Origin of the sequence: Nonomuraea sp. NPDC052116 (assembly GCF_040680035.1) — a bacterium.
GTDB classification, from domain to species: Bacteria; Actinomycetota; Actinomycetes; order Streptosporangiales; family Streptosporangiaceae; genus Nonomuraea; species Nonomuraea angiospora_A.
In genome coordinates, this window is sequence record NZ_JBFAWA010000037.1 from 99,039 (window position 1) to 118,237 (window position 19,199).

At 69.7% G+C, this 19,199-nt stretch carries 19 protein-coding genes and 1 pseudogene; 10 read left to right on the forward strand and 10 right to left on the reverse strand.

Going from position 1 to position 19,199, the window contains the following annotated elements; translation table 11 throughout:
* Positions 1–220 precede the first annotated feature (220 nt).
* Together AB0L65_RS48910 and AB0L65_RS48915 are read left to right on the forward strand one after the other, a co-directional pair.
* Entirely contained in the window at positions 221–715 is a 495-nt protein-coding gene (locus AB0L65_RS48910) for a transposase (RefSeq protein ID WP_364261260.1), read from the forward strand.
* Between the two features lie 487 nt (positions 716–1,202).
* Entirely contained in the window at positions 1,203–2,048 is an 846-nt protein-coding gene (locus AB0L65_RS48915) for a glutamate ABC transporter substrate-binding protein (RefSeq protein WP_364261263.1), read from the forward strand.
* 220 nt (positions 2,049–2,268) lie between these two features.
* Here the strand turns inward: AB0L65_RS48915 and AB0L65_RS48920 are convergent, their stop codons facing one another.
* The 5 genes from AB0L65_RS48920 to AB0L65_RS48940 form a co-directional block, all read right to left on the reverse strand.
* Positions 2,269–3,279, reverse strand: a complete 1,011-nt coding sequence (locus tag AB0L65_RS48920) for an SDR family NAD(P)-dependent oxidoreductase (RefSeq protein WP_364261266.1) — start codon at positions 3,277–3,279, stop codon at positions 2,269–2,271.
* A gap of 33 nt (positions 3,280–3,312) precedes the next feature.
* Positions 3,313–4,074, reverse strand: a complete 762-nt coding sequence (locus AB0L65_RS48925; RefSeq protein ID WP_364261269.1) for an SDR family NAD(P)-dependent oxidoreductase — start codon at positions 4,072–4,074, stop codon at positions 3,313–3,315.
* Positions 4,075–4,105: 31 nt separating this feature from the next.
* Positions 4,106–5,317 (reverse strand): cytochrome P450, encoded by a 1,212-nt coding sequence (locus AB0L65_RS48930; protein ID WP_364261272.1) that lies wholly within the window; start codon positions 5,315–5,317, stop codon positions 4,106–4,108.
* 138 nt (positions 5,318–5,455) lie between these two features.
* Positions 5,456–6,658 carry an FAD-dependent oxidoreductase gene (locus AB0L65_RS48935; RefSeq protein ID WP_364261275.1) on the reverse strand — a complete coding sequence of 401 codons (1,203 nt, stop codon included), beginning with the start codon at positions 6,656–6,658 and terminating at the stop codon, positions 5,456–5,458.
* Entirely contained in the window at positions 6,655–6,852 is a 198-nt protein-coding gene (locus tag AB0L65_RS48940) for a ferredoxin (protein ID WP_355207470.1), read from the reverse strand. The genes AB0L65_RS48935 and AB0L65_RS48940 overlap by 4 nt, the downstream gene beginning before the upstream one ends.
* A gap of 149 nt (positions 6,853–7,001) precedes the next feature.
* Here AB0L65_RS48940 and AB0L65_RS48945 point away from each other — a divergent pair, with 149 nt between their 5' ends.
* Together AB0L65_RS48945 and AB0L65_RS48950 are read left to right on the forward strand one after the other, a co-directional pair.
* Positions 7,002–7,622 carry a helix-turn-helix domain-containing protein gene (locus tag AB0L65_RS48945; protein WP_364261278.1) on the forward strand — a complete coding sequence of 207 codons (621 nt, stop codon included), beginning with the start codon at positions 7,002–7,004 and terminating at the stop codon, positions 7,620–7,622.
* Positions 7,623–7,759: 137 nt separating this feature from the next.
* Positions 7,760–10,471 carry an AAA family ATPase gene (locus AB0L65_RS48950; protein WP_364261281.1) on the forward strand — a complete coding sequence of 904 codons (2,712 nt, stop codon included), beginning with the start codon at positions 7,760–7,762 and terminating at the stop codon, positions 10,469–10,471.
* A gap of 23 nt (positions 10,472–10,494) precedes the next feature.
* Here the strand turns inward: AB0L65_RS48950 and AB0L65_RS48955 are convergent, their stop codons facing one another.
* Together AB0L65_RS48955 and AB0L65_RS48960 are read right to left on the reverse strand one after the other, a co-directional pair.
* Positions 10,495–11,529 carry a medium chain dehydrogenase/reductase family protein gene (locus AB0L65_RS48955; protein ID WP_364261284.1) on the reverse strand — a complete coding sequence of 345 codons (1,035 nt, stop codon included), beginning with the start codon at positions 11,527–11,529 and terminating at the stop codon, positions 10,495–10,497.
* A 32-nt stretch (positions 11,530–11,561) separates the two neighbouring features.
* Positions 11,562–12,443 carry a helix-turn-helix domain-containing protein gene (locus tag AB0L65_RS48960; RefSeq protein WP_364261287.1) on the reverse strand — a complete coding sequence of 294 codons (882 nt, stop codon included), beginning with the start codon at positions 12,441–12,443 and terminating at the stop codon, positions 11,562–11,564.
* A 167-nt stretch (positions 12,444–12,610) separates the two neighbouring features.
* Between AB0L65_RS48960 and AB0L65_RS48965 the strand changes: the two genes are divergently transcribed.
* Positions 12,611–13,252, forward strand: a complete 642-nt coding sequence (locus tag AB0L65_RS48965; protein WP_364261290.1) for a TetR/AcrR family transcriptional regulator — start codon at positions 12,611–12,613, stop codon at positions 13,250–13,252.
* On the opposite strand, the gene AB0L65_RS48970 is transcribed toward AB0L65_RS48965, so the two are convergent.
* The gene (locus AB0L65_RS48970; RefSeq protein WP_364261293.1) at positions 13,238–13,936 is read right to left on the reverse strand and encodes a DUF2306 domain-containing protein; all 699 of its coding nucleotides are present in this window, start codon (positions 13,934–13,936) and stop codon (positions 13,238–13,240) included. The two genes, AB0L65_RS48965 and AB0L65_RS48970, sit on opposite strands and share 15 nt — an antisense overlap.
* A 316-nt stretch (positions 13,937–14,252) precedes the next feature.
* Here AB0L65_RS48970 and AB0L65_RS48975 point away from each other — a divergent pair, with 316 nt between their 5' ends.
* Positions 14,253–14,630 carry a Dabb family protein gene (locus tag AB0L65_RS48975; RefSeq protein WP_364261296.1) on the forward strand — a complete coding sequence of 126 codons (378 nt, stop codon included), beginning with the start codon at positions 14,253–14,255 and terminating at the stop codon, positions 14,628–14,630.
* A gap of 68 nt (positions 14,631–14,698) precedes the next feature.
* Here the strand turns inward: AB0L65_RS48975 and AB0L65_RS48980 are convergent, their stop codons facing one another.
* Positions 14,699–15,076: a TetR/AcrR family transcriptional regulator C-terminal domain-containing protein gene (locus AB0L65_RS48980; protein ID WP_364261299.1), complete on the reverse strand. Its 378-nt coding sequence runs from the start codon at positions 15,074–15,076 to the stop codon at positions 14,699–14,701.
* A gap of 160 nt (positions 15,077–15,236) precedes the next feature.
* Between AB0L65_RS48980 and AB0L65_RS48985 the strand changes: the two genes are divergently transcribed.
* The gene (locus AB0L65_RS48985) at positions 15,237–15,680 is read left to right on the forward strand and encodes an SPW repeat protein (RefSeq protein WP_364261302.1); all 444 of its coding nucleotides are present in this window, start codon (positions 15,237–15,239) and stop codon (positions 15,678–15,680) included.
* Between the two features lie 20 nt (positions 15,681–15,700).
* Here AB0L65_RS48985 and AB0L65_RS48990 read toward each other — a convergent pair.
* Positions 15,701–15,862 (reverse strand): annotated as a pseudogene (locus AB0L65_RS48990) (ATP-binding protein); the annotation flags it as partial.
* On the opposite strand from AB0L65_RS48990, the gene AB0L65_RS48995 reads away from it, so the two are divergent.
* From AB0L65_RS48995 to AB0L65_RS49005, 3 genes are all read left to right on the forward strand, one after another.
* Complete coding sequence (locus AB0L65_RS48995; RefSeq protein ID WP_364261305.1) at positions 15,806–15,940, forward strand: hypothetical protein; 135 nt, start codon at positions 15,806–15,808, stop codon at positions 15,938–15,940. The pseudogene AB0L65_RS48990 and the gene AB0L65_RS48995 overlap by 57 nt on opposite strands.
* 60 nt (positions 15,941–16,000) lie before the next feature.
* Positions 16,001–17,503 (forward strand): PucR family transcriptional regulator ligand-binding domain-containing protein, encoded by a 1,503-nt coding sequence (locus AB0L65_RS49000; protein WP_364261308.1) that lies wholly within the window; start codon positions 16,001–16,003, stop codon positions 17,501–17,503.
* Between the two features lie 130 nt (positions 17,504–17,633).
* On the forward strand, positions 17,634–19,196 hold the full coding sequence (locus AB0L65_RS49005) for a hypothetical protein (protein ID WP_364261311.1): 1,563 nt from the start codon (positions 17,634–17,636) through the stop codon (positions 19,194–19,196).
* The last annotated feature ends 3 nt before the right edge of the window (positions 19,197–19,199 follow it).

The window sequence follows — 19,199 nt, forward strand, 5'->3', positions numbered from 1 at the left end:
GCGATAAACCTCATCCACGAATCCGCCAGAGGGAAACACCGCACCGTCAACGAACCTCGCCATTCAGGCCCTGTTGGCCACCTTCGCCGCCGGCAAGGCCATCGTCGACGAAAGCGCCGCGCGCTCCGCCATCACCGAGGTGATCTCTACCGAGTGAGCGCCTCCGCGACAGCGTGTCCCTGACGGCCTCGCCTCACACCCACTGGGGCGAGACTTTCGCATGTCCACCAACCCCAGCATCGATGACGCCGTCATGGACACGACGAACGTCGCGCAACACCTGGCCCACATCGCGGACGAGGTCACCTTCGCCACCGAGCCCCAACTCGCCGCCGCCTTGCTGGAAGGCGCGCACGCGGCCGGAGTGCGCGCCGCCTTCGTCACCGGGGACGAGGTCTACGGCGGGCGGGAGCTGCGCACCCGCATCCGCGCCCTGGGCCTGGGCTATGTGCCGGCGGTCCACTCCAGCACCACGGTGGCCACCCACGCCGGGCGGACCGTGACCGTCAAGGATGCTGCCGGGCTCATCCCCGCCAACGCGTGGATGCGGCTGCGCACCGGCAGCGGCACCGACTGGGCGATGCCGGCCGTCCAGCCCGATGACACCCCCGACAGACATGACCCCGGGCACGCCGCCCTGCTTATCCGCCGCCAACCGGCCAGACCTCCTTCTACCGCTGCTGGAGCCCAGGCCCGGCGCCGCTGGCCCGCCTGATCCAGGTGGCCACCGCCTGCCAACGCCAGCTCGACGGCCCCCTCGTTGAACACCTCGGCCTGGTCGCCAGCGCCATCCCCGAACTGCTCCGCCAACTTCGCGGCATTGTCATTCCTGACCCACGACGGCCCGCGAACACCGCCTGGCCTGGTCCATCCGGCGGCGACGGCACCAGTACCGCACCCGTCTCTGTCATTGGCGATGGCACACCTACGCCGAAACAGCACCATGATCACACCGGCCCCACCGCCTCCCGTGGTCCTCGACCACCCCGCCTACCGGCAGATTCTGGATGTCTTCGCCGACCTCGGCTGCCCACTGAGGACACCGGGGACGCCGGGCTGGGCCCGGACCGTTCCGTGGAGTGACCGGACGTACGGGCGCTGTGGCGCCCGTACGTCCGCAAATCTCCAAGAAGGCCCCATTTCTCTGTTGAAACCGCCCCAAGGCCGGTCCGTATCTTTTGCCCAGCCCCCAGACTGTGTCCATGCGTGGGGTGGCGCTCGCGGGGTTGGCGGTGGCGGCGTTGCTCGCCGCGTGCGGCGGCGCGGGCTCGTACACAACCGTCGTGGGCAAGATCAGGAACGCCGGCCGGGTCGTCGTCGGCACCAAGTGGGACCAGCCGAGCCTGGGTCTGAAGACCGGGGAGGGCCCTCCCGAGGGCTTCGACGCGGACGTGGCCAAGTACATCGTCGACCACATCGCCCAGGGCCGGCGGGTGCAGATCACGTGGCGGGAGTCGGCCTCGTCGGCCCGCGAGGCCCTGCTCCAGAACGGCAGCGTGGACCTCATCGTCGCCACCTACAGCATCGCCCCTTCGCGCCGGTCCATGGTGACGTTCGGCGGGCCCTATATCGTCACCCCGCAGGACACGATGGTCCGCGCGAGCGACACCAGCATCAAGAAGGTGACCGACCTGCGGGGCAAGCGGCTCTGCCTGGCGGAGGGCTCGAACTCCTACCGCCGGATCGTCGATCCCCCGCCCAACGGCAAGCTGAACCTCCCCATGCAGCTGGTGCCTGCGGCCAACTACTCCGACTGCGTACGCAAGCTCGCCGACGGCCGGCTCGATGCGATCAGCACCCTGGACCTGATTCTGGCGGGGTTCGCCGAGCAGGAGCCGGGCCGCTTCAGGCTGCTGAACGACCCCGTCAGCAGCGAGAAGTGGGGAGTCGGCATCAAGAAGGGCGACACCGCCACCTGCGAGGCCGTCAACCAGGCGATCTCCGCGATGTGGCACGACGGCACGGCCACGCGGCTGCTGCGCAAGTGGTTCGGCAAGTCGGGGTTCAAGCTGCCGTCGTCCCTGCCGGCTCCCGAAGGGTGCTCCTGAACTGTGGGGACCGCACCACGCCGTTGCCGATCTTCCGGCAGGACGCGGGTTGCCTTTGGGTCTGGCCCACTTTCCGCGATCAGCCGTCCTTCCAAGATCTCAGTCATGTCGAGCCGGATGCTGTGGGGCTCAATAACTCGAATCATTACCAGCGCAGAGCCCTTCGTCCGGTTGCGCGAAGGGGTGAGGGCGGCGAGCGGCCAGCCCGGGCCGGTTGGGATCATGTACCGCTCGAATATTGGGTATCCCAGTTCACAGCACGAAACCGTGTTTCCGAGCGGGACAGCATACGAACCGACACCGCTTCCTGAACGGTGGCGGGCATGGCGGGGGCCGGGTTCTGTATGTCGGAGAGCAGGCCGGGCTGAAGCGCCTTCTCCAGGTCAGCCGATGTCCAGGCATCGCCCTTTGTGATGGAACGGTAGGGCCGTTCCGGGAAGGCGCGTTGTACGAGGCCGCCCATCAGGTGGAACACCTCTCCGTTGATCCGGGCCGCTTCGTCCGTGCAAAGGTAGGTGATGGCCGGCACGATGAATTCCGGGTCGGGCAAGGAGTGGGCTTTGCCGCCGGTCTGCTCGGCCCCGGACTTGTCGCGCATTTCGTTGACGCGGCGACCGTAGCCGAGGGTCACCCGCGTCTCGGCGGCAGGCGCTATGGCGTTGGACGTGATGCCGTACTCCGCCGCCTCCCGGGCGAGGGCTCGGGTGAGACCGATGATGGCGCCTTTGGCCGCGCCGTAGTTGGCCGCTGCGGCACGCCCATGCGTCGCCACCCCGGATGAGAAATTGATGATCCGGCCGAATCCCTGCTCTCGCATGTAGGGAAGCGCCGCTTGGATACAGGCGAAATGCCCTTTCAGGTGCACGTCGAGGACGGCATCCCAATCCTTCTCCGGCATGTCGAAAATCATGTTGTGGCGGAAGATGCCCGCGACGTTGACGAGGATGTCGAGGCGGCCGAAGTTGTCCACGGCCGTCTTCACGAGGGCCTGTCCCCCGTCCATCGTGGCGATGTCGCCGGTGTCCGGTACCGCGGTCCCGCCCCGCCCCAGGATTTCCTGGACAACCTGACTGGCGGGACCGTCATCCATTCCCGCACCCTCGGGGTCGACTCCGAGGTCGTTCACGACGACACTTGCGCCTTCGCCGGCCAGCCCTATCGCGACCGACCGGCCGATGCCACGTCCGGCACCGGTCACCGCGGCTACTTTTCCTTTGAGCAGGTCGCCCATTCTATTCGCTCCTTCTGGATCGCCGCTCCGCGGTCACGCTCTTGCCAGCGTCGGCATCAGTTGTGACATCTCCTGCGACGACCACATCCCCGGATGGAAGAGCGCATCCCCCGGAACGGGGTGGGTCAGGACGGAGATGGTCCGGCCCTTGACCTGGAAATGCCGGCCGTTGATGTCGGCCGCCTTGTCGCCGCCGAGGTATATCGCCAGTGTCGCGGCCGTCTCCTCGTCTGCGGGTTGCGGGTGCCGAGGCGTCACGATCATGTTGACCGTCACCCCGTACCTGCCGACGTCTCGGCAGACCACGCGGGTGAATCCGGCGATTCCGGCCTGCGCCGCCACGAAATTCGCCTGCCCGCCGACCCCCTGGAGGCCCTCCTCGGAGGCCACGTTCACGATGCGACCGGCCCTCTTCTCGCACATGAGCGCGGTCGCCGCTCTGCTACAGGTGAAGAGCGCGCGAAGGTGGCCGTTGACGACGGCGTCCCAGTCCTCCTCCAGCATGCCGGCCAAGGGCACATCGTGAATGGGGCGGGACGTGTTCACCAGCAGATCCACGCCGCCCAGGCGATCCACGGCCGCCTGAATGAGCCGTTCCGCCCCCGGCGTCGTCGTGACATCCTCGTCAGCGGAGACCAGCGTCCCGCCATCCTCTTCGATGTGCGCGGCGGCGCCGGGCGCGAGCCTGTTCGCCACGACTCCGCCTCCTGCTTCCGCAGCCCGGATGGCGATGGCTCGTCCCAGGGCTGTGCCCGCGTCCGTCACGACCACGGCCTTGCCGTTCAGTGCATCCATCGGTTCTGACTTCTTTCAGGTAGCGGGGTTGTCACCAGGCGACCGGCAGTTCGTGGACGCCGTAGGCGGACATGTCATGCCGGAACTTCACGTCCTCCAACGGCACGGCCAGGCGCAGCCCCGGCAGCCTGCGCAGCAGTGCGGGCAGCGCGACCTGCAGTTCCACGCGCGCCAGGTTCTGCCCGAGGCACTGGTGGATGCCGTAGCCGAAGGCCAGATGCCCGCGGGTGTTGCGGCCGAGGTCCACGGTGTCGGGCTGGTCGAGGAACGCCGTGTCCCGGTTGGCGGCGGGCAGGTTGACGGTCACCGCTTCGCCGGCCCGGACGAGTTGCCCGCCGATGGTGAGGTCCTCGGTGGCCACCCGTACGATCATGTCCTGGGCGATGGACAGATAACGCAGCAGTTCCTCGACGGCGTTCGCCACCACGGCGGGGTCGTCGGTGTCGCGGATCCGGGCGGCCTGATCCGGATGCTGCAGCAGCGCCAGCGTGCCCAGGCCGATCATGTTGGCCGTGGTCTCGTGCCCGGCGAACAGCAGGATCATGCCGTTCATGGCGGCTTCTTCGCGGCTGAGCTCGCCCGTGGCGACCCGCTCGGTGAGCAGGCGGCTGATGAGGTCGTCTCCCGGCTCGCGTTCTTTCTGCTCCACCAGGCCGAGCAGGTAGCCGAACAGCGCCCCGCTGGCCTGCGCCTTGTCCTGGGGCGAGGCGTCGGCGTGGTTCATGGTGGCGCTGTGCTGCTGGAAGAACTCGTGGTCGTCGTACGGCACTCCGAGCAGGAGCGAGATCACCAAAGACGGGAGAGGCAGCGCGTATTCGCGAACCAGGTCCGCCGGCTGCCCCTTGCCGATCATCTCGTCGAGGAACCGCTCGGCCATCTCGTGGATCTGCGGACGCATCGCCTCCACGCGCTTGACCGTGAAGTCGGCGGTGAGCATGCGGCGCAGCCGGGCGTGGTCGGGGTCGTCCATCCGAGGGAACGCCGGGACCTGCGTGTGCGGGAGCACGGACGGGTAGCGCTGGGCGTCGGCGCTGAGGCGCGGGTCGCTCAAGACCGCGCGGACGTCCTCGTACCGGGTCACCACCCAGGCGGTGTGGCCGTTCCACATCCGGACGTGCTGCAGGCCGTCGGCCTGGCGCCAGCCGGCGTATTCGGCGGGCGGGTCCAGGGGGCAGCGCTGAGAGCGTATGCCGGGGAAGACCGGAAGGCCGGCGTTGTCGTGGGTGTCGGTCGTGATGCTCATGCAAAACTCCAGAAGGGTGTCGTGTGCGGGGTCGGCGATGCCACGGTGCGAGTCACGCGGCTGTCGTGTCGGCGTGGGCGACGCCACGGCGGGAGTCACGCGGCTGTCGTGCCGGCGTGGGCGATGCCACGGTGCGAGTTACGCGGCTGTCGCGCCGGCGATGGCGGTGGCCCATGGGGTCCGGGCCGCGATGAGGGCGCGCCAGGCGCGCAGGATCCTGGGTGACAGGCCGGCGGCGAGCACTCCGGCCAGCCGGTCGCCGGTGCGGTAGGCGATCAGGAGACGCCGTTGGGAGACGCCGCCGTCCAGGACGAGTGCTTCGTCGTGGTCGCGCAGGTGACCGTAGGCCTGGATCTTCATGCCGTACTGGTCGGACCAGAAGTACGGCACCGGCGCGAACGGCCGCCGCTCCTGAGGATGGAGCAGGTTATGGGCGACGGCCAGGCCCTGCTCGGCCGCATTTGTGCGGTGCTCGATGCGCATCGCCGTGCCGAACAGCGGGTTGTGCCAGCGGGCCACGTCCCCGACCCCGTACACGCCGGGGGCGGCGGCGCTGAACTCGTCACACACCAGCCCGTCGCCCAGGGGCAGCCCGCTGCCGTGCAGCCATGCGGTGTTCGGCACCGAGCCGATGGCCACCAGCACGTCGTCCGCCCGCAGGACCGTCTCATCGGCCAGCCGTACCCCCGTGACCGTCCCACCGGCGCTGACGATCTCGGCGACGGCGGCGTGCGTGCGCAGCTCGACGCCGTGGTCGCGGTGGGTCTGGGCCAGCACGTGGCCGGCCTGCTCGCCGATGGCCTGCGCCAGCGGAAGCGGGCCCGCCTCCAGCAGCGTCACCTGCACACCCAGCCCGCCGGCGACGGCGGCGACTTCGGCGCCCACGAACCCGGCACCGACGATCACCAGTCGCCGCCCCGGAAGCAGCCGCGCCTTCAGCGCCACGGCGTCGTCCAGGGTGCGCAGCGTGTGCACACCCGCCACCACCTCGCTGCCCGGAAGCTGCCGGGGACGCACTCCGGTCGCGATGACCAGAGCGTCGTAGGGCACCTCGGCACCGTCGGCCAGCGCCACGCTCCCGCCGCTCAGGTCCAGCGCGATCGCGGGCACGCCCAGACGCAGGTCCAGGCCCAGCGCGTCGATCTCCGCCTTGCCGCGCAGGGCGAGCCGGTCCGGCTCCCACTCGCCGGTCAAGACCTGTTTCGACAGGGGCGGGCGGTCGTAGGGCAGATGCGGCTCCTGGCCGATGAACGTGATCGCTCCCCCGTACCCGGCCCTGCGTAGCGCCTCCGCGGTGGCCAGCCCGCCCGCGGACCCACCGACGATCACTATCCGGTTCACGACTCGGCCAGATGGATGGCGGCCGCGGGGCAGACCGCGGCCGACTCGCGGACCGCGCCGTGCACCTCAGGTGCGGGCGTCTCGTCCAGCAGCACCACGATGCCGTCCTCGTCGCGCTGGTCGAACACCTCGGGCGCGATCAGCACGCACTGCCCGGCGGCCACACACTTGTCGGCCTCGACTGCCACCTTCATCTGACTCTCCTTGGTTGAGCTCCGGCGGCGCGCTCCTCGCAGCAGGAAACGGCAGACAGCGGCCGGTAATTGATAGCCAACTATTACTTATCGCGCCAAAGGAAGTCAACAACAATCGATAGCCAACTATCGGTTGCTATCCTTGTCCGGTGACCACCGACAGCTCACGGCCGCTGCGTGCCGACGCCATACGCAACAGCGAGAAGCTGCTTCGAGCCGCCCGGCAGGTCTGGGCCGAACAAGGGCCTGACGCACCCCTCGAGGAGATCGCCCGCCGCGCGGGGGTAGGCATCGCCACCCTCTACCGCCGATTCCCGGACAAGGCGGTGCTCGCCCGGAACGCTCTCGACCAGAGCTTCACCGAGGACATCGCTCCCGCCATCGAGCAGGCCATGAGCGACGACGACCCCAAGCATGGCCTGATCACCGTGCTCGAGGCGACGCTGTCCGTCGCGGCCCGCGAACACAACACCGTGGCCGCCGCGAGGGACTCCGGCGCCATCACCCGCGAAGCCGGAACCCGCTCCTTCGAGTCACTCACCCTGCTGGCCCGCCGGGCCCAGGAGGCCGGCCTCATCCGCGCCGATCTCGTACCCGATGACATGCCCCGCATCATGGTCATGCTCGTGGGACTGATGTGGACCATGGACCCCCACAGCGACGGCTGGCGGCGCTACCTCTCACTCATCCTCGACGCCCTGGCTCCCGACGCAGCCACCCCTTTGCCGGCCGCGGTGCCGCTACAGCAGCCGGACAACTGGCTCCTTTGACACGCCACGCTTGAGGAAGTGTCGAGTGGCCGGCTGGGCGGGATGCCGCACGAACGGAACGGCATGCGGCGAGAAGTTGACCGCGCTCCTGACGGAAGCCCGTGCCCGGTAAGCGGCGATCACCTACGGTTCCCGTTATGCGGACGCCTGCGCTCACAACCGATGTGCTCGTCGGCAGGCACGAGTTACAGCAGCGCGTCGACGAACTGACCGGCGCTGCTCGTACGGGACAGGGTGGCGCGCTGGTGCTGGAAGGCGAGGCGGGCATCGGCAAGAGTGCCCTGCTGGAATACGCCCGAAATGCGGCGCCCGGGTTCCGGGTGGTCCGGACGTCCGGGTCGGAGTTCGAGCAGGAACTGCCGTACTCCGCGCTGCACCAGCTGTGTGTGCCGATGCTGAAGCACCTCGTCGAGCTGCCGGACCGGCATCGCGACGCCCTGCGGGTGGCCTTCGGGCTGGCCGAGGGCACGCCCGACCCGTTCCGGATCGGTCTGGCGGCGCTGGGGCTGGTGACAGCGGCGGCCCGGGAGCGGCCCCTGTTGTGCTTGATCGATGACGCGCAGTGGGTCGATACCGCGTCGGCGAGGGCGATGGCCTTCCTCGCCCGCCGGGTCGCCGCCGACCCCGCAGCGATGATCTTCGCGGTGCGGCCGACGTACGCGGCGCATGGATTCGGCGAGCTGCCTCAGCTGGCCGTCCGCGGTCTGAGCGACGAGGACGCCAAGGTTCTGCTGACGACGCGAAGCCCGTTCCCCCTCGACGATCAGGTCCGGGACCGGCTCGTCGCCGAGGCCCACGGGAACCCGTTGGCACTGCTGGAGCTGCCCCGCGCCGGTGGCTTCGTCCCGCCTGACGGGTCCTCGGTGCCGACCCGGATCGAGTACGGCTTCCAAGCCCGACTGGCCGGTCTGTCCGCCGAGGCCAGGCTGCTGCTGATCGTGGCGAGCGCCGACCCGACCGGCGACCCTGGCCTGCTCTGGCCGGCCGCCGGTGAACTGAACCTCGATGTGACACCGGCCAGCGCGGAGGCGGACGCGACGGGACTGGTCGAGTTCGGTGCCCGCATCCGCTTCTGTCACCCGTTGGCACGTTCGGCGGTCTACCGCGCCGCCGACGCCGGCGAACGCCGCGCGGCGCACGAGGCGCTGGCGGCGGTCACCGACCCGATCGCGGCGCCGGACCGCCGGGCCTGGCACCGCGCCCAGGCAAGCCCCGGCCCCGATGACGACGTCGCCGACGAGCTGGAACGGTGCGCGACGCGTGCTCAGGGACGCGGGGGCGTGGCAGCCGCGGCGGCCTTCCTCGAGCGCTCTGTGGCGCTGTCGCTGGATCCAGAACGCCGGATCGTACGAACTCTGCGCGCCGCCCAGGCCAGCTTCGACGCGGGGGCGTCCGGCAAGGCGGCGAGCCTGCTCGCGATCCTTGAGACCACCCCGCTGGACGAGTTCCAGCACGCTGACGTCGACCTGCTGCAGGGCCGGATCGCCTTCACCCGGCACGGCGACGGCTCCGGACCGATGCTGATGGTGCGTGCCGCCCAACGGCTGGCGAGTCTGGATCCGGACCGGGCACGTGACTGTTTCCTCGATGCCGTCGAGATGAGCCTGTCCGTCGGCCGCGGCGGTGTCGTCATCGATCGGGTCCTCACCGCGGCCCGGTCCACGGCGCCGGCGCCGAGCTCGCCGGACGCCCTTGACGCCTTGATCGTGCTGGCCACCGACGGGTACGAGGCCGCAGTTCCGCTGCTTCGCCACGCCCTCTACGACAGAGGCGAGCGGTTCTGGACGCGCCGTCCCGCGCTCGCCACGATGATCGCCGTCGAGCTGTGGGACCCGGACACCCTGGCCGCCATCGCCGCATGGCTGGTGAAGGCGGGCCGGACGTCGGGCTCGCCGCTGCTGCTCAGGCTCGGCCTCGCGCAGAAGGCGGTCGAGGCCATCCTGATCGGCGACATCGGGCAGGCGATCGCCACCACCGCGGAGGAGGCGGCGATCGCCGACGCGACCGGCGCTCCCCCGCTGCTCCATCACCGGCTGCATCTCGCCGCGCTGCGTGGCCGCCGCGACGAGGCTCTCGAGCTGTGCGAGGCGGCCACCGCGGCACCGACCGCCGGATGGCCCGGGCAGGTCACGAACCTGCACTGGACCACAGCCATGCTTCACAACGGGCTGGCCGACTACCCGGCCGCGCTGGCCGCGGCCCGTAAGGCCACCGAGCACGGTGACCTGTTCCTCACCGGAGCGGCCCTGCCGGAGCTGATCGAAGCCGCGGTCCGTTGCGACGACCACCTCACCGCAGCGCAGGCACTGGACTCCCTCACCGAGCGCACACAGGCCGGCGGAACCATCACCGGCCGGGGAGTCGCGGCCTACTCACGAGGGCTGGTGACCGGCATCGAGGATCACTACCGGGAAGCCGTCGACCTGCTCGCCGAGGGCCCGCTGATCCCCTACCTGGCCCGGGCGCACCTGCTGTACGGGGAATGGCTGCGGCGCGAAGGGCGACGGCGTGACTGCCGCGAGCACCTGCGCACCGCCCACGAGCTGCTGTCCGGAGCCGGAGCGGAGGCATTCGCCCGGCGGGCCGCCGACGAACTGCGCGCCACCGGCGAGAAGGTCCCGGCCCGGTCCGGGCGAACGTACGGGAAGCTGTCCATGCAGGAGGTCGCCGTCGCCCGCCTCGTGGCCTCGGGCGCCACCTCGAACGAGGTCGCCGTCCAGCTCTACATCAGCAAACGCACCGTGGACGCCCACCTGCGCAACATCTTCCGCAAGCTCGGCATCAACTCACGCAGGCAGCTCAAGGATCACCCCGACCTCGCCGTCCAGGACAGACCCGACGGCCGGTGAGACTGCTCCCCGGAAGGGAACCGCTATCCGGCGTCGGGCACGAGGACGACCTTGCCGGTCACGGTTCGTGACTCGGCGAGGGTCATCGCCGCCGCGGCGTCGGAGAGCGGGAGCCTCGCGGCGATCTGCGGGGCGAGAGTGCCGTCGGCCAGCAGTCGCAGCACCTCGGTGAGGTCGTCGCGCAGGCGGGTACGGAAGGCGGCCGCGTGCCGGCGGCCGGCCCAGAAGTCGTAGAAGTGGGCGTTGCGGCCGTTGGGGAGGTAGTTCCAGAGCATCAGCCGGAAATACGACTTGAGGACCGGAATCCGGGCATTGCCCTCGCCGTCCTTGGTGGCCGCGGTCCCGTACGACACCAGGGTTCCGCCACGGCGCAGCAACTGCCACGACTGCCGCAGCCCGGTGCCGCCGACGTGGTCGAACACCGCGTCCACGCCGTTCGGGGCGAGCTGCCGGATCCGGTGGTACATGCCGGGGTCGCGGTAGTCGACCGGGGTCGCACCCAGCTTCCGCACCGTCTCATGGTGACGTTCCGACGCGGTGCCGATCACCGTGATCCCGGCGTGGCGGGCCAGTTGCACCAGCGTCGTGCCGACGCCGCCGTTGGCACCGAGGACCACGATCGTCCCGCCGCGGCGAACCTTGGCCATCCGGTGCAGCATCTGCCAGGCAGTGATCCCGTTGACAACCAGGGTCTCCACCTCGGCCGCGTCCAGGCCGTCCGGAACGGGTACCAGGTCGGCGGCGTCCACCTGGACGTGGCTGGCCCAGGCGCCGATCTTGGTCACGGCGGCGTACCGCCTGCCGATCATCGTGGCGTCCACGCCGGGGCCCGCCGCGACCGCCGTGCCGACCACGTCGTAGCCGGGCACGAAGGGGAAGCTCGGCTGGTCGTAATACCGGCCACGGCGCATCTGCTGCTCGGCGAACGAGATGCCGGTCGCCTCCATCCGCAGCAGGACGTTGCCGGCGGCCGGTGTCGGCAGCGGCCGGGTGCGGATCTGCAACCCGTCCGGCTCGACCTTGCCGGGCATGACGATCTCAAGGGCTGTGCCGGTCATCGAAAGCTCCTCGGTTGGATTGTTGTCACGTGCTACCTGGCCGGCACCGCTGAGGGCCGTACACCGGTCTCCCGCAGGAACGCCGACGACAGGTGCCCGGGACTGCTGAAACCGCAACGCCGAGCCACCTGGCTCACCGTCATTCCCGTCTCCAGGAGGTGCGTCGCGTGCGCGATGCGCAGCCGGGTGAGGTACCGGCCCGGGGTCTCTCCCGTCGCCTGCTTGAACACCCGCAGGAAGTGATAAGGGCTCAACCGCACTTCCTCGGCCAGCTCCGCCAGACGTATCGGCTCGCTCAACCGGTCGTGCATGTACGCGATGGCCTTCCGCACGCGAACGTCCTCACGCCTCGTACGGTCCGCCGAGCCTCGCCGGCCGTCGCGGATCGCCAGGTGCACCACCAGAAATCGCGCGGCCGCATCGGCATAGAGCTCGTCCGCACCCGCCGCGGTGGCGGCGGCCAGCGACCTGAGCACCGCGCCGATCAGTTCGCCGCTGCCCGAGGCCGGCTCCCGCGCCGGGGGTGCCGGGCCACCGAGCTCGGCAGCCGTCCGGCCGACCACGTCAGCGGGGAGATGGACGTGGATGGAGTGCATCGGCGCCGTCGTCTCGTACCGCAGGCGAGTCGGTACGCCCGGCGTGGCCATGCCGATCTCGCCCGGCGTGATGGGTGTGGTCCGCCAGCCTTCGCCGGTGTCGATGTGCAGCTTGCCGGCGCCGCCGGTGATCAGCCACAGGTGTGTGTCGGCCGAGGCCGGCATGACCATCTCACCGGCGGCCTCGAGGTGCTCGAACTTCTGGACGAGCAGCGAGCGCCATCCGGGCCGTTCCCAGCTGCACAACGATCGGCGGACGAACCGGTCCAGGTCCAGGCCGGCGTAGCCGCCCATGTCGAAGCGCGATTCCCTCTGCATCAGCGAGACCACTTCTCCGGTACGGGACGAGCAGCGGCGCACGCGTAGTCGATGCGTTACGCTGACTCACTTCTGTTATACCATATAACTCGCTCTCCATTTTCGTCAATCGCAATGGTGATAGCCTCTAACTCCAGTTAGCGCACAGGAACCGGAGAGGCTGACCCATGGACGGCGATGTGGTGAGCCCGCGCGAGCGCTACCGGGCGCAGGTGCAAGCCGAGATCAAGCAACACGCCTGGCAGCAGATCGCCACCACGGGCGTGTCGGCGTTGTCCCTCAAGGCGATCGCCAAGCACCTGGGCATGAGCGGCCCGGCCCTCTACCGGTACTTCGCCAGTCGCGACGATCTGATCACGGCGCTCATCAGGGACGCCTACCGCAGCCTCGCCGACGCCGTTCGCGAGGCGTACGGCTCCGGCGCCGACATCGCCGCGCTGGCTCACGTCGTACGCGCGTGGGCCCTGAGCGATCCCCACCGGTACCTGCTGATCTACGGCACCCCCGTGCCCGGGTACCAGGCGCCCGCCGACACCGTCGCGATGTCGCAGGAGATCATGTCCGTGCTGATCGCCGCCTACCGCACGGCGGACATCCCATCGCCGGAAACCCCTTTTGCCGCTCACCTCGACAGCCACCGGCACTGGTCGCCTGATCCCACGGTGCCGGCGGCCGTCCTGCGCCAGGCCATGACGTTCTGGACCCGGCTGCACGGCGTGCTGTCCCTCGAACTCGCCGGCCACTTCACCGGCATGGACATCGACGTCGCGCTGCTGTACGCCGACGAAGTCGATTCACTGCGGCAGTAGAACCTCGGCCGGTTGTTCCGATGGCTGCCGCCGCGCCAGCGGTGCCAGCGTGCGCTGAACGATGAAGTACTCCGCGACCAGCACATTGCCCAGCAGGGACAGCCACGCGGCCGACTCGTAGACGGAGCTGTATTCCAGTGACGGTATGACGTTCATCAGCGGCAGCAGGGCCAGCTGGTAGAGCCGCAGAGTCACGGCGGCGAACGTGAACGCGTAGTTGCGGACCATCCAGATCCGGTGCAACTGCACCTCACGGCGCCGGATCGCCCGGTACGCCTTGGCGGCCGTGTACAACCACACCACGACCAGCCCGAAGAACGCGACCTGCAGCGTGAAGCCGCTCGGCGTCACCGCGGCGGAGTAGAGCGCCGCCATCGCGGCGGCCAAGACCGAGATCAGGTACACCCGCCCCGCTATCCGGTGCGCCCGGGGGAAACGGGCCCGCAACCGCGGCACGAACTGCCACGGCCCGATGAGAAGTGCCAGGCCGGCCGGCACCCCATGGATCACGAGACTCGTGTAGTACCCCGGGATGCTCATGTCGAGATTCGGAATGTTCGTACTTCCGACCAGGTACGGCGGAACGAAGTAGGCCGTGATGCCGATCGCCGACACGGAGAGAAGACTCCACAGGGTCCACCACCAGCGGCGGCGAACGGCCCGTGACATGGTCGCAGTGGACACGCGAACTCCAATACCTGCGTGGGAACGAGAAGGAAAAGGCGCAATGCGCGAAGTCGGCGGCAGCGGGCCTTCGCCTCGCCACAAGCGATGCCGATCAAGCGGCAACCGTAGGCGCGGGTGGGACATGAAGTCGATGCGGGAGATTGCGGAACAGCGAGCTTGAATTGCGGTCGGCGGGGGGCGCCTTCGCCGACGGGCCATTGCCGTCGAATAGGCAGGTCCTGCCGATGCGACGAGAAACCAGGCCAGTTCATAGTCGGGTGCTCAGCACCGTATGCGCCATATCTCTACGTTCAGCACCTACGAAAGGAGCACGATGATCTACCACAGCATCCGTATGAAGGCCAAGGCGGGCGTGACGCAGGAGCAGGTCGAGGAGGCGCTGGAGAGCATGCGCAACCAGGGCCGGGTCATCTCTGCGGTGAAGTCGTTCGTCGTCGGTCGCGACTTCGGAGGCGATTTCGACTGGGGTGGCGTGTTCGTCATCGAGGACCTCGACGGTTACTGGGAGTACCTGACGCATCCGGCGCACGCGCACACCGACCGGATCGGTATGCCCCTGGTCGAGAAGTACGAGTCGTACGACATCACCGACGATGACGACCCGCAGATGGGGGCGAGGATCGCCGACCTGCACCGGCGACGGTACGAGAGCGACCCCGAGCTGGCCGCGCTGGTGGGCATGCTGCCGTAAGGCAACGTGTCGGCAGAGACCGTGGGGATGCTGGATGACGGAGCGCCGGCTCAACGTCCTTGGACAGGTCAGCGCGGACCCGCACCCCGTTCCAGCATGGTGGCGAACCCGTCGAGATGGCAGGTCAAGAGGTAGTCGAACATGGCGTCCAGGTCTGACGCCGTCTCCTCGGGGATCAGGGCCAGGAGTGGAAATCGTCCGCTGTTGAGGAGCGCGTCGGCGCGTTTGCGCTGGATCAGCCACCACCCGTGGAGCGTCATGCCGGTCTCCTGCTCGGCTTCGGCCTCCTGGGCCAGGGACGGCGCCACGGTGATGACCAGTGCGGGCAGCGTGAGGGCCTCGCGGATCCGGATGTCCATGGGCAGGTCGAGCTCGTCGAGTGCGCGCAGGGTCCACTCGGTGTGGGCCATCATGTTGGGCACCAGCAGCGGGCGCCGAAGCGGCACGCCGCAGCGAACGCGTCCGCCGGAGCAGGGCGGCGCGCAGCGATGAGCGCGCTGCCGGAGGGCTAAAGAGACCCTTTACCTGAACAGCGGTGTTGGGACGACAGGGCGGGCATGGGGTCAGTGAATGCTCCTCCCTGCGAGAGGAAAGGTGGTGTACACCATGGCCGAACGGCCGACGCACCCGATTTCCGATATAGATCAGCATCCCGACATCGCCGCGCTCCGCGCACGCTACGACTGGGCGGTGCAGCGGCCGTCGGGGCAGACCGTCAGTGGGCTCGCCTTCCTGAGCGGGCTCTACCTGGCCATCTCACCATGGGTGGTGGGTTTCTTCGGCCACACGACCCTGACCGTCAGCAACCTGATCACCGGGATAGCGGTGGCCCTGCTGGCGGCCGGAATCGCCTCGGCCAACGGCCGTATCCACGGTCTCGCCTGGGTCCTGCCGATCATCGGGGTCTGGACCATCATCACGCCGTGGGTGCTGCCCCCACACGGAGCCGGCGCTTCGACGATCGCCAACAACGTCGCCACAGGAGCGGCCATCTTGGTGATCGGCGTGGCGTGCGCCTCGCTCGGGAGAATGTCCAGGCGCCGACGCTGAGCACCGCCGGCCAAGCCCACTCAGTCATGTGGGAACCCCGATGGGGGCCGAGGCGTGCCGTGCTCGGGCAGACGCAGCACGAACCGGGCCCCGCGGGGACCGTCCTGGGCGGTCAGGGTTCCGCCGTGGGCTTGGGCGATGTGCCGGGCGATCGGCAGCCCGAGCCCGGTGCCGCCGCCGTCTGGCTGATCGTTTTCGGCGCCATGGTCAAGGCCTCGTTCCGCCTCCTGAGTGAGAACCGCGCGCCGCGGCTGTCATGACAGCACCGGGCGGGGCCGACGCCCTGTCTGGCCAGGTCGTCGAGCCGTTAACCTGGGCAGATGCCGGAGACGCTCGCCAGTCTGGTCGCCAGGCGCGATCTCGGCCTGACCCTGCGCGCCGGGCGCGGCGACGTCCTCGTGCGCTGGGCGCACATCAGCGAGCTCCTCGACCCCACCCCGTACCTTGACGAGGGCACCCTGCTGCTGACGACCGGGCTGAGCCTGGGGCGCACCAGCAGCCAGTGGCCCGAGTACGTCGAGCGGCTGGTGCGCGTGGGAGTGCCCGCGCTGGGGTTCGGGGTGGGGCTGCGGCACGCGATCGTCCCGCCGACGCTGGTCGAGGCGGCCGACCGGCTCGGGGTGAGCGTGGTGGAGGTGTCGGAGCCGACGCGGTTCAGCTCCGTGGTGCGCGCCGTGACCGACGGGATCGCCGCCGCCGAGCGGGCCGCGCAGACCTCGGCGATGGAGCGCTACCGGACCCTGGTGAAGGCGGCCCTGACCGCTCCCGCGCACCGTTCGATCGTCACCAGCCTGGCGGCGCACCTCGACGCGTGGGTGCTGCTGCTCTCGCGCGAGGGTCACGTGCTCGCGGGCGCTCCCGACCACGCCCGGCGCAACGCCGAACGCGTACGGCTGGAGGTCTCGCGCACCGGCTCCTGGCATTCGGCGATGTTCGACCTCGGTGACACCCGGGTCACCCTGCTGCCGGTGAGCGAGCCGACCCGGCCCGCGGGCGTGCTCGCGGTCGGCAGGCCGGCTCCGCTGACCGGGCACGATCGCGGCGTGGTCGACATCGCCGTCGATCTGCTCTCGCTGGAGGTCGCTCGGGCGGCGGAGTTGCTCGCCAGCGAACGCAGAGAGCGGGCGACGGTGCTCGCCCTGGTCCTGGCCGGCCGGTACGCCGCCGCCGAGCAGACGGCCGAATCGCTGGGCATCCCGCTGCCCGAAGGGCTCGTGCGCATCGCCGTCGTCACCGCCGACCCGGGGCACCCCGGCGACCTGCTGGTGGCGCTGGAGAACGAGCGCAGCCTGCAGATCGTGTCGGCGCTGGTCGCGAGCGATCCGCGGGGCCGCATGGTGGTGGTGCTGCCCGCCGTGGAGGGGCACGTGGGGGTGCTGCAGTCGGTGCTCAGCTCCGTCAACGGCGGCCGGGGCGTGATCGGCGCGGCTGTCGAATGGACCGACCTGGCTCGGGTCTGGCCGCGGGTGGCCGCGCTCGCCGACACGGTGCCGGCCTCCGCGCCGTACACGTTGCTGACCACCAGGGACGTCGCCGACGTCGGGCTGCTGGCGCACGTCGGCCCGGCCGAGGCGGACGGATGGGCGATCGCGATGCTGGCCCCGCTGGAGAGCGAGGAGGCCCGCAGGATCGACCTGCTCGGCACCGTACGCACCTTCCTGACGCACAACGGCAACACGGAGGCCGCCTCGGCTGCGCTCGGCGTCCACCGCCGGACGCTCACCTACCGGCTCGGACGCGCCGAGAAGCTGCTGGGGAGGCGCTTCTCCGACCCGGGACTGCGCGCGGAACTGTGGATGGCGTTCACCGTACGAGACAGGTGAATGAACGACGGATTACGCGAATGGCGCAAACAGCTCGCGCGGTTGCCCGAATCGCGGATGGGGCGGGCGTGCCGTCGTGACACATCCTGACCTGAGCCGACGTCACCCCCAACGCTCGCAGGAGACCCGCATGTCCCTCACCTCCGCGCGCCCCCCGGCGCTGGAGGTCTCCTTCACCGACGACCCGAAGGTCGTCAAGGAGGCCGCCACCGAGGACTACTCGAACCATGTCGTGCCCAGGTCCTGGCGATCTGGCCGGTGGTCGCTCGCCATGGCCTGGTGGGCGCTGTTCTCGGCCATGTTCTGGCTCTACGTCGCCGTGGCCGCGGCGGACGCCGTCGGCACCCCGGCGACCATCGTCGGCATGGTGCTGACGGTGGCCACCTTCGGCGTCGTGAACCTGGTCCTGTCCAGGTACGCCGCCCGCACCGGCCTGACCGTCGCGCTGCTGTCGCGGCGGCTGTTCGGCATGCTGGGCTCGGCACTCGCACCGCTCATCTTCGCCGCGACCGCGCTGTACTACGCGGTGTTCGAGGGCTCGATCGTCGCCGTGGCCTTCCAGCAGTACTTCGGCGGCGCCATCGAGATCTGGTACCTCGTGGTCGTGGTGTACGCGCTGCCGCTGGTCATCGGCGGCGTGCGGACCTGGCTGGACAAACTCAACGGCGTGCTGCTGCCGCTGTACGTGGTCGGCCTGGTCGCCGTGGTGATCGCGGCGACGGTCCAGCGGGGCTACCCGCAGGACTGGCTCCAGTCGGCGGCGCCGAGCGGCCAGTTGCCCGGCTGGCTCACCGCGTACCTGATCTACATGGGTGTCTACATCATGATGATGTACACCGTGGACTACGCCCGCTTCGGCCGGGCGGAGGACCAGAAATTCCACGGCACGGTCACCTTCGGCTGGGTCTTCTACGCCTTCACCTTCGCCGTCAACGGCCTGATCGGCATCTATCTGCTGCGTGCCTGGGACATCGCGGGCACCGAGACGGGTGTGGTCACCGCGTTCATCAGGTCGCTGGGCTTCGCCGGCGTACTGGTGATCTTCGTCTCCCAGACGCGGATCAACACCGCCAACTACTACCTCGCCTCCACCAACCTGGACGCGTTCGCCACGCGGGTGCTCCGGCTGAGGCTGCCGCGGGCCGTCTGGACCGTCGTGGCAGGCGTGCTCGCCTACCTGTTCATGCTGACCGACGTGCTGAGCTACCTGCTGCGCGCGCTCGCCTGGCAGGGCGTCTTCGTGACCGCGTGGGTCGCGATCGCGATGGTGCACATCGCGGTGCGGGGCGCGGACCGTGACGGCCTGCCCGAGTTCAGGCCACGGCGGCTCAAGCCGGTGACCGCGGGCGCAGGGGCCTGGCTCACGGCCTCCGCCGTCGGGATCGTGCTCACCGAGCAGTCGGCCAGCCCCGTGCTCGCCCAGCTCGCGCCGCTGATCACCGTCGCCGTCGCCGCGGGCCTCTACTACGCCGCCCTGGTCACCGCCCCCGGCGCCGTACGGCCTGCCGGGGAGGACCCGCGAGACGAGGTAGAGGACATCTGGGAGGCCCGCATCAGGTGCCACTCCTGCGACCGGTCCTACGTGGCCGTGGAGATGGACCGCGACCCGGACGCGGGGGGAGCCGCCGTCTGCTCCGCCTGCGCCGCCGACTCGACCGCCCCGGCCGGTGCCACCGCGCCGGCCGGCCGCTGAGAG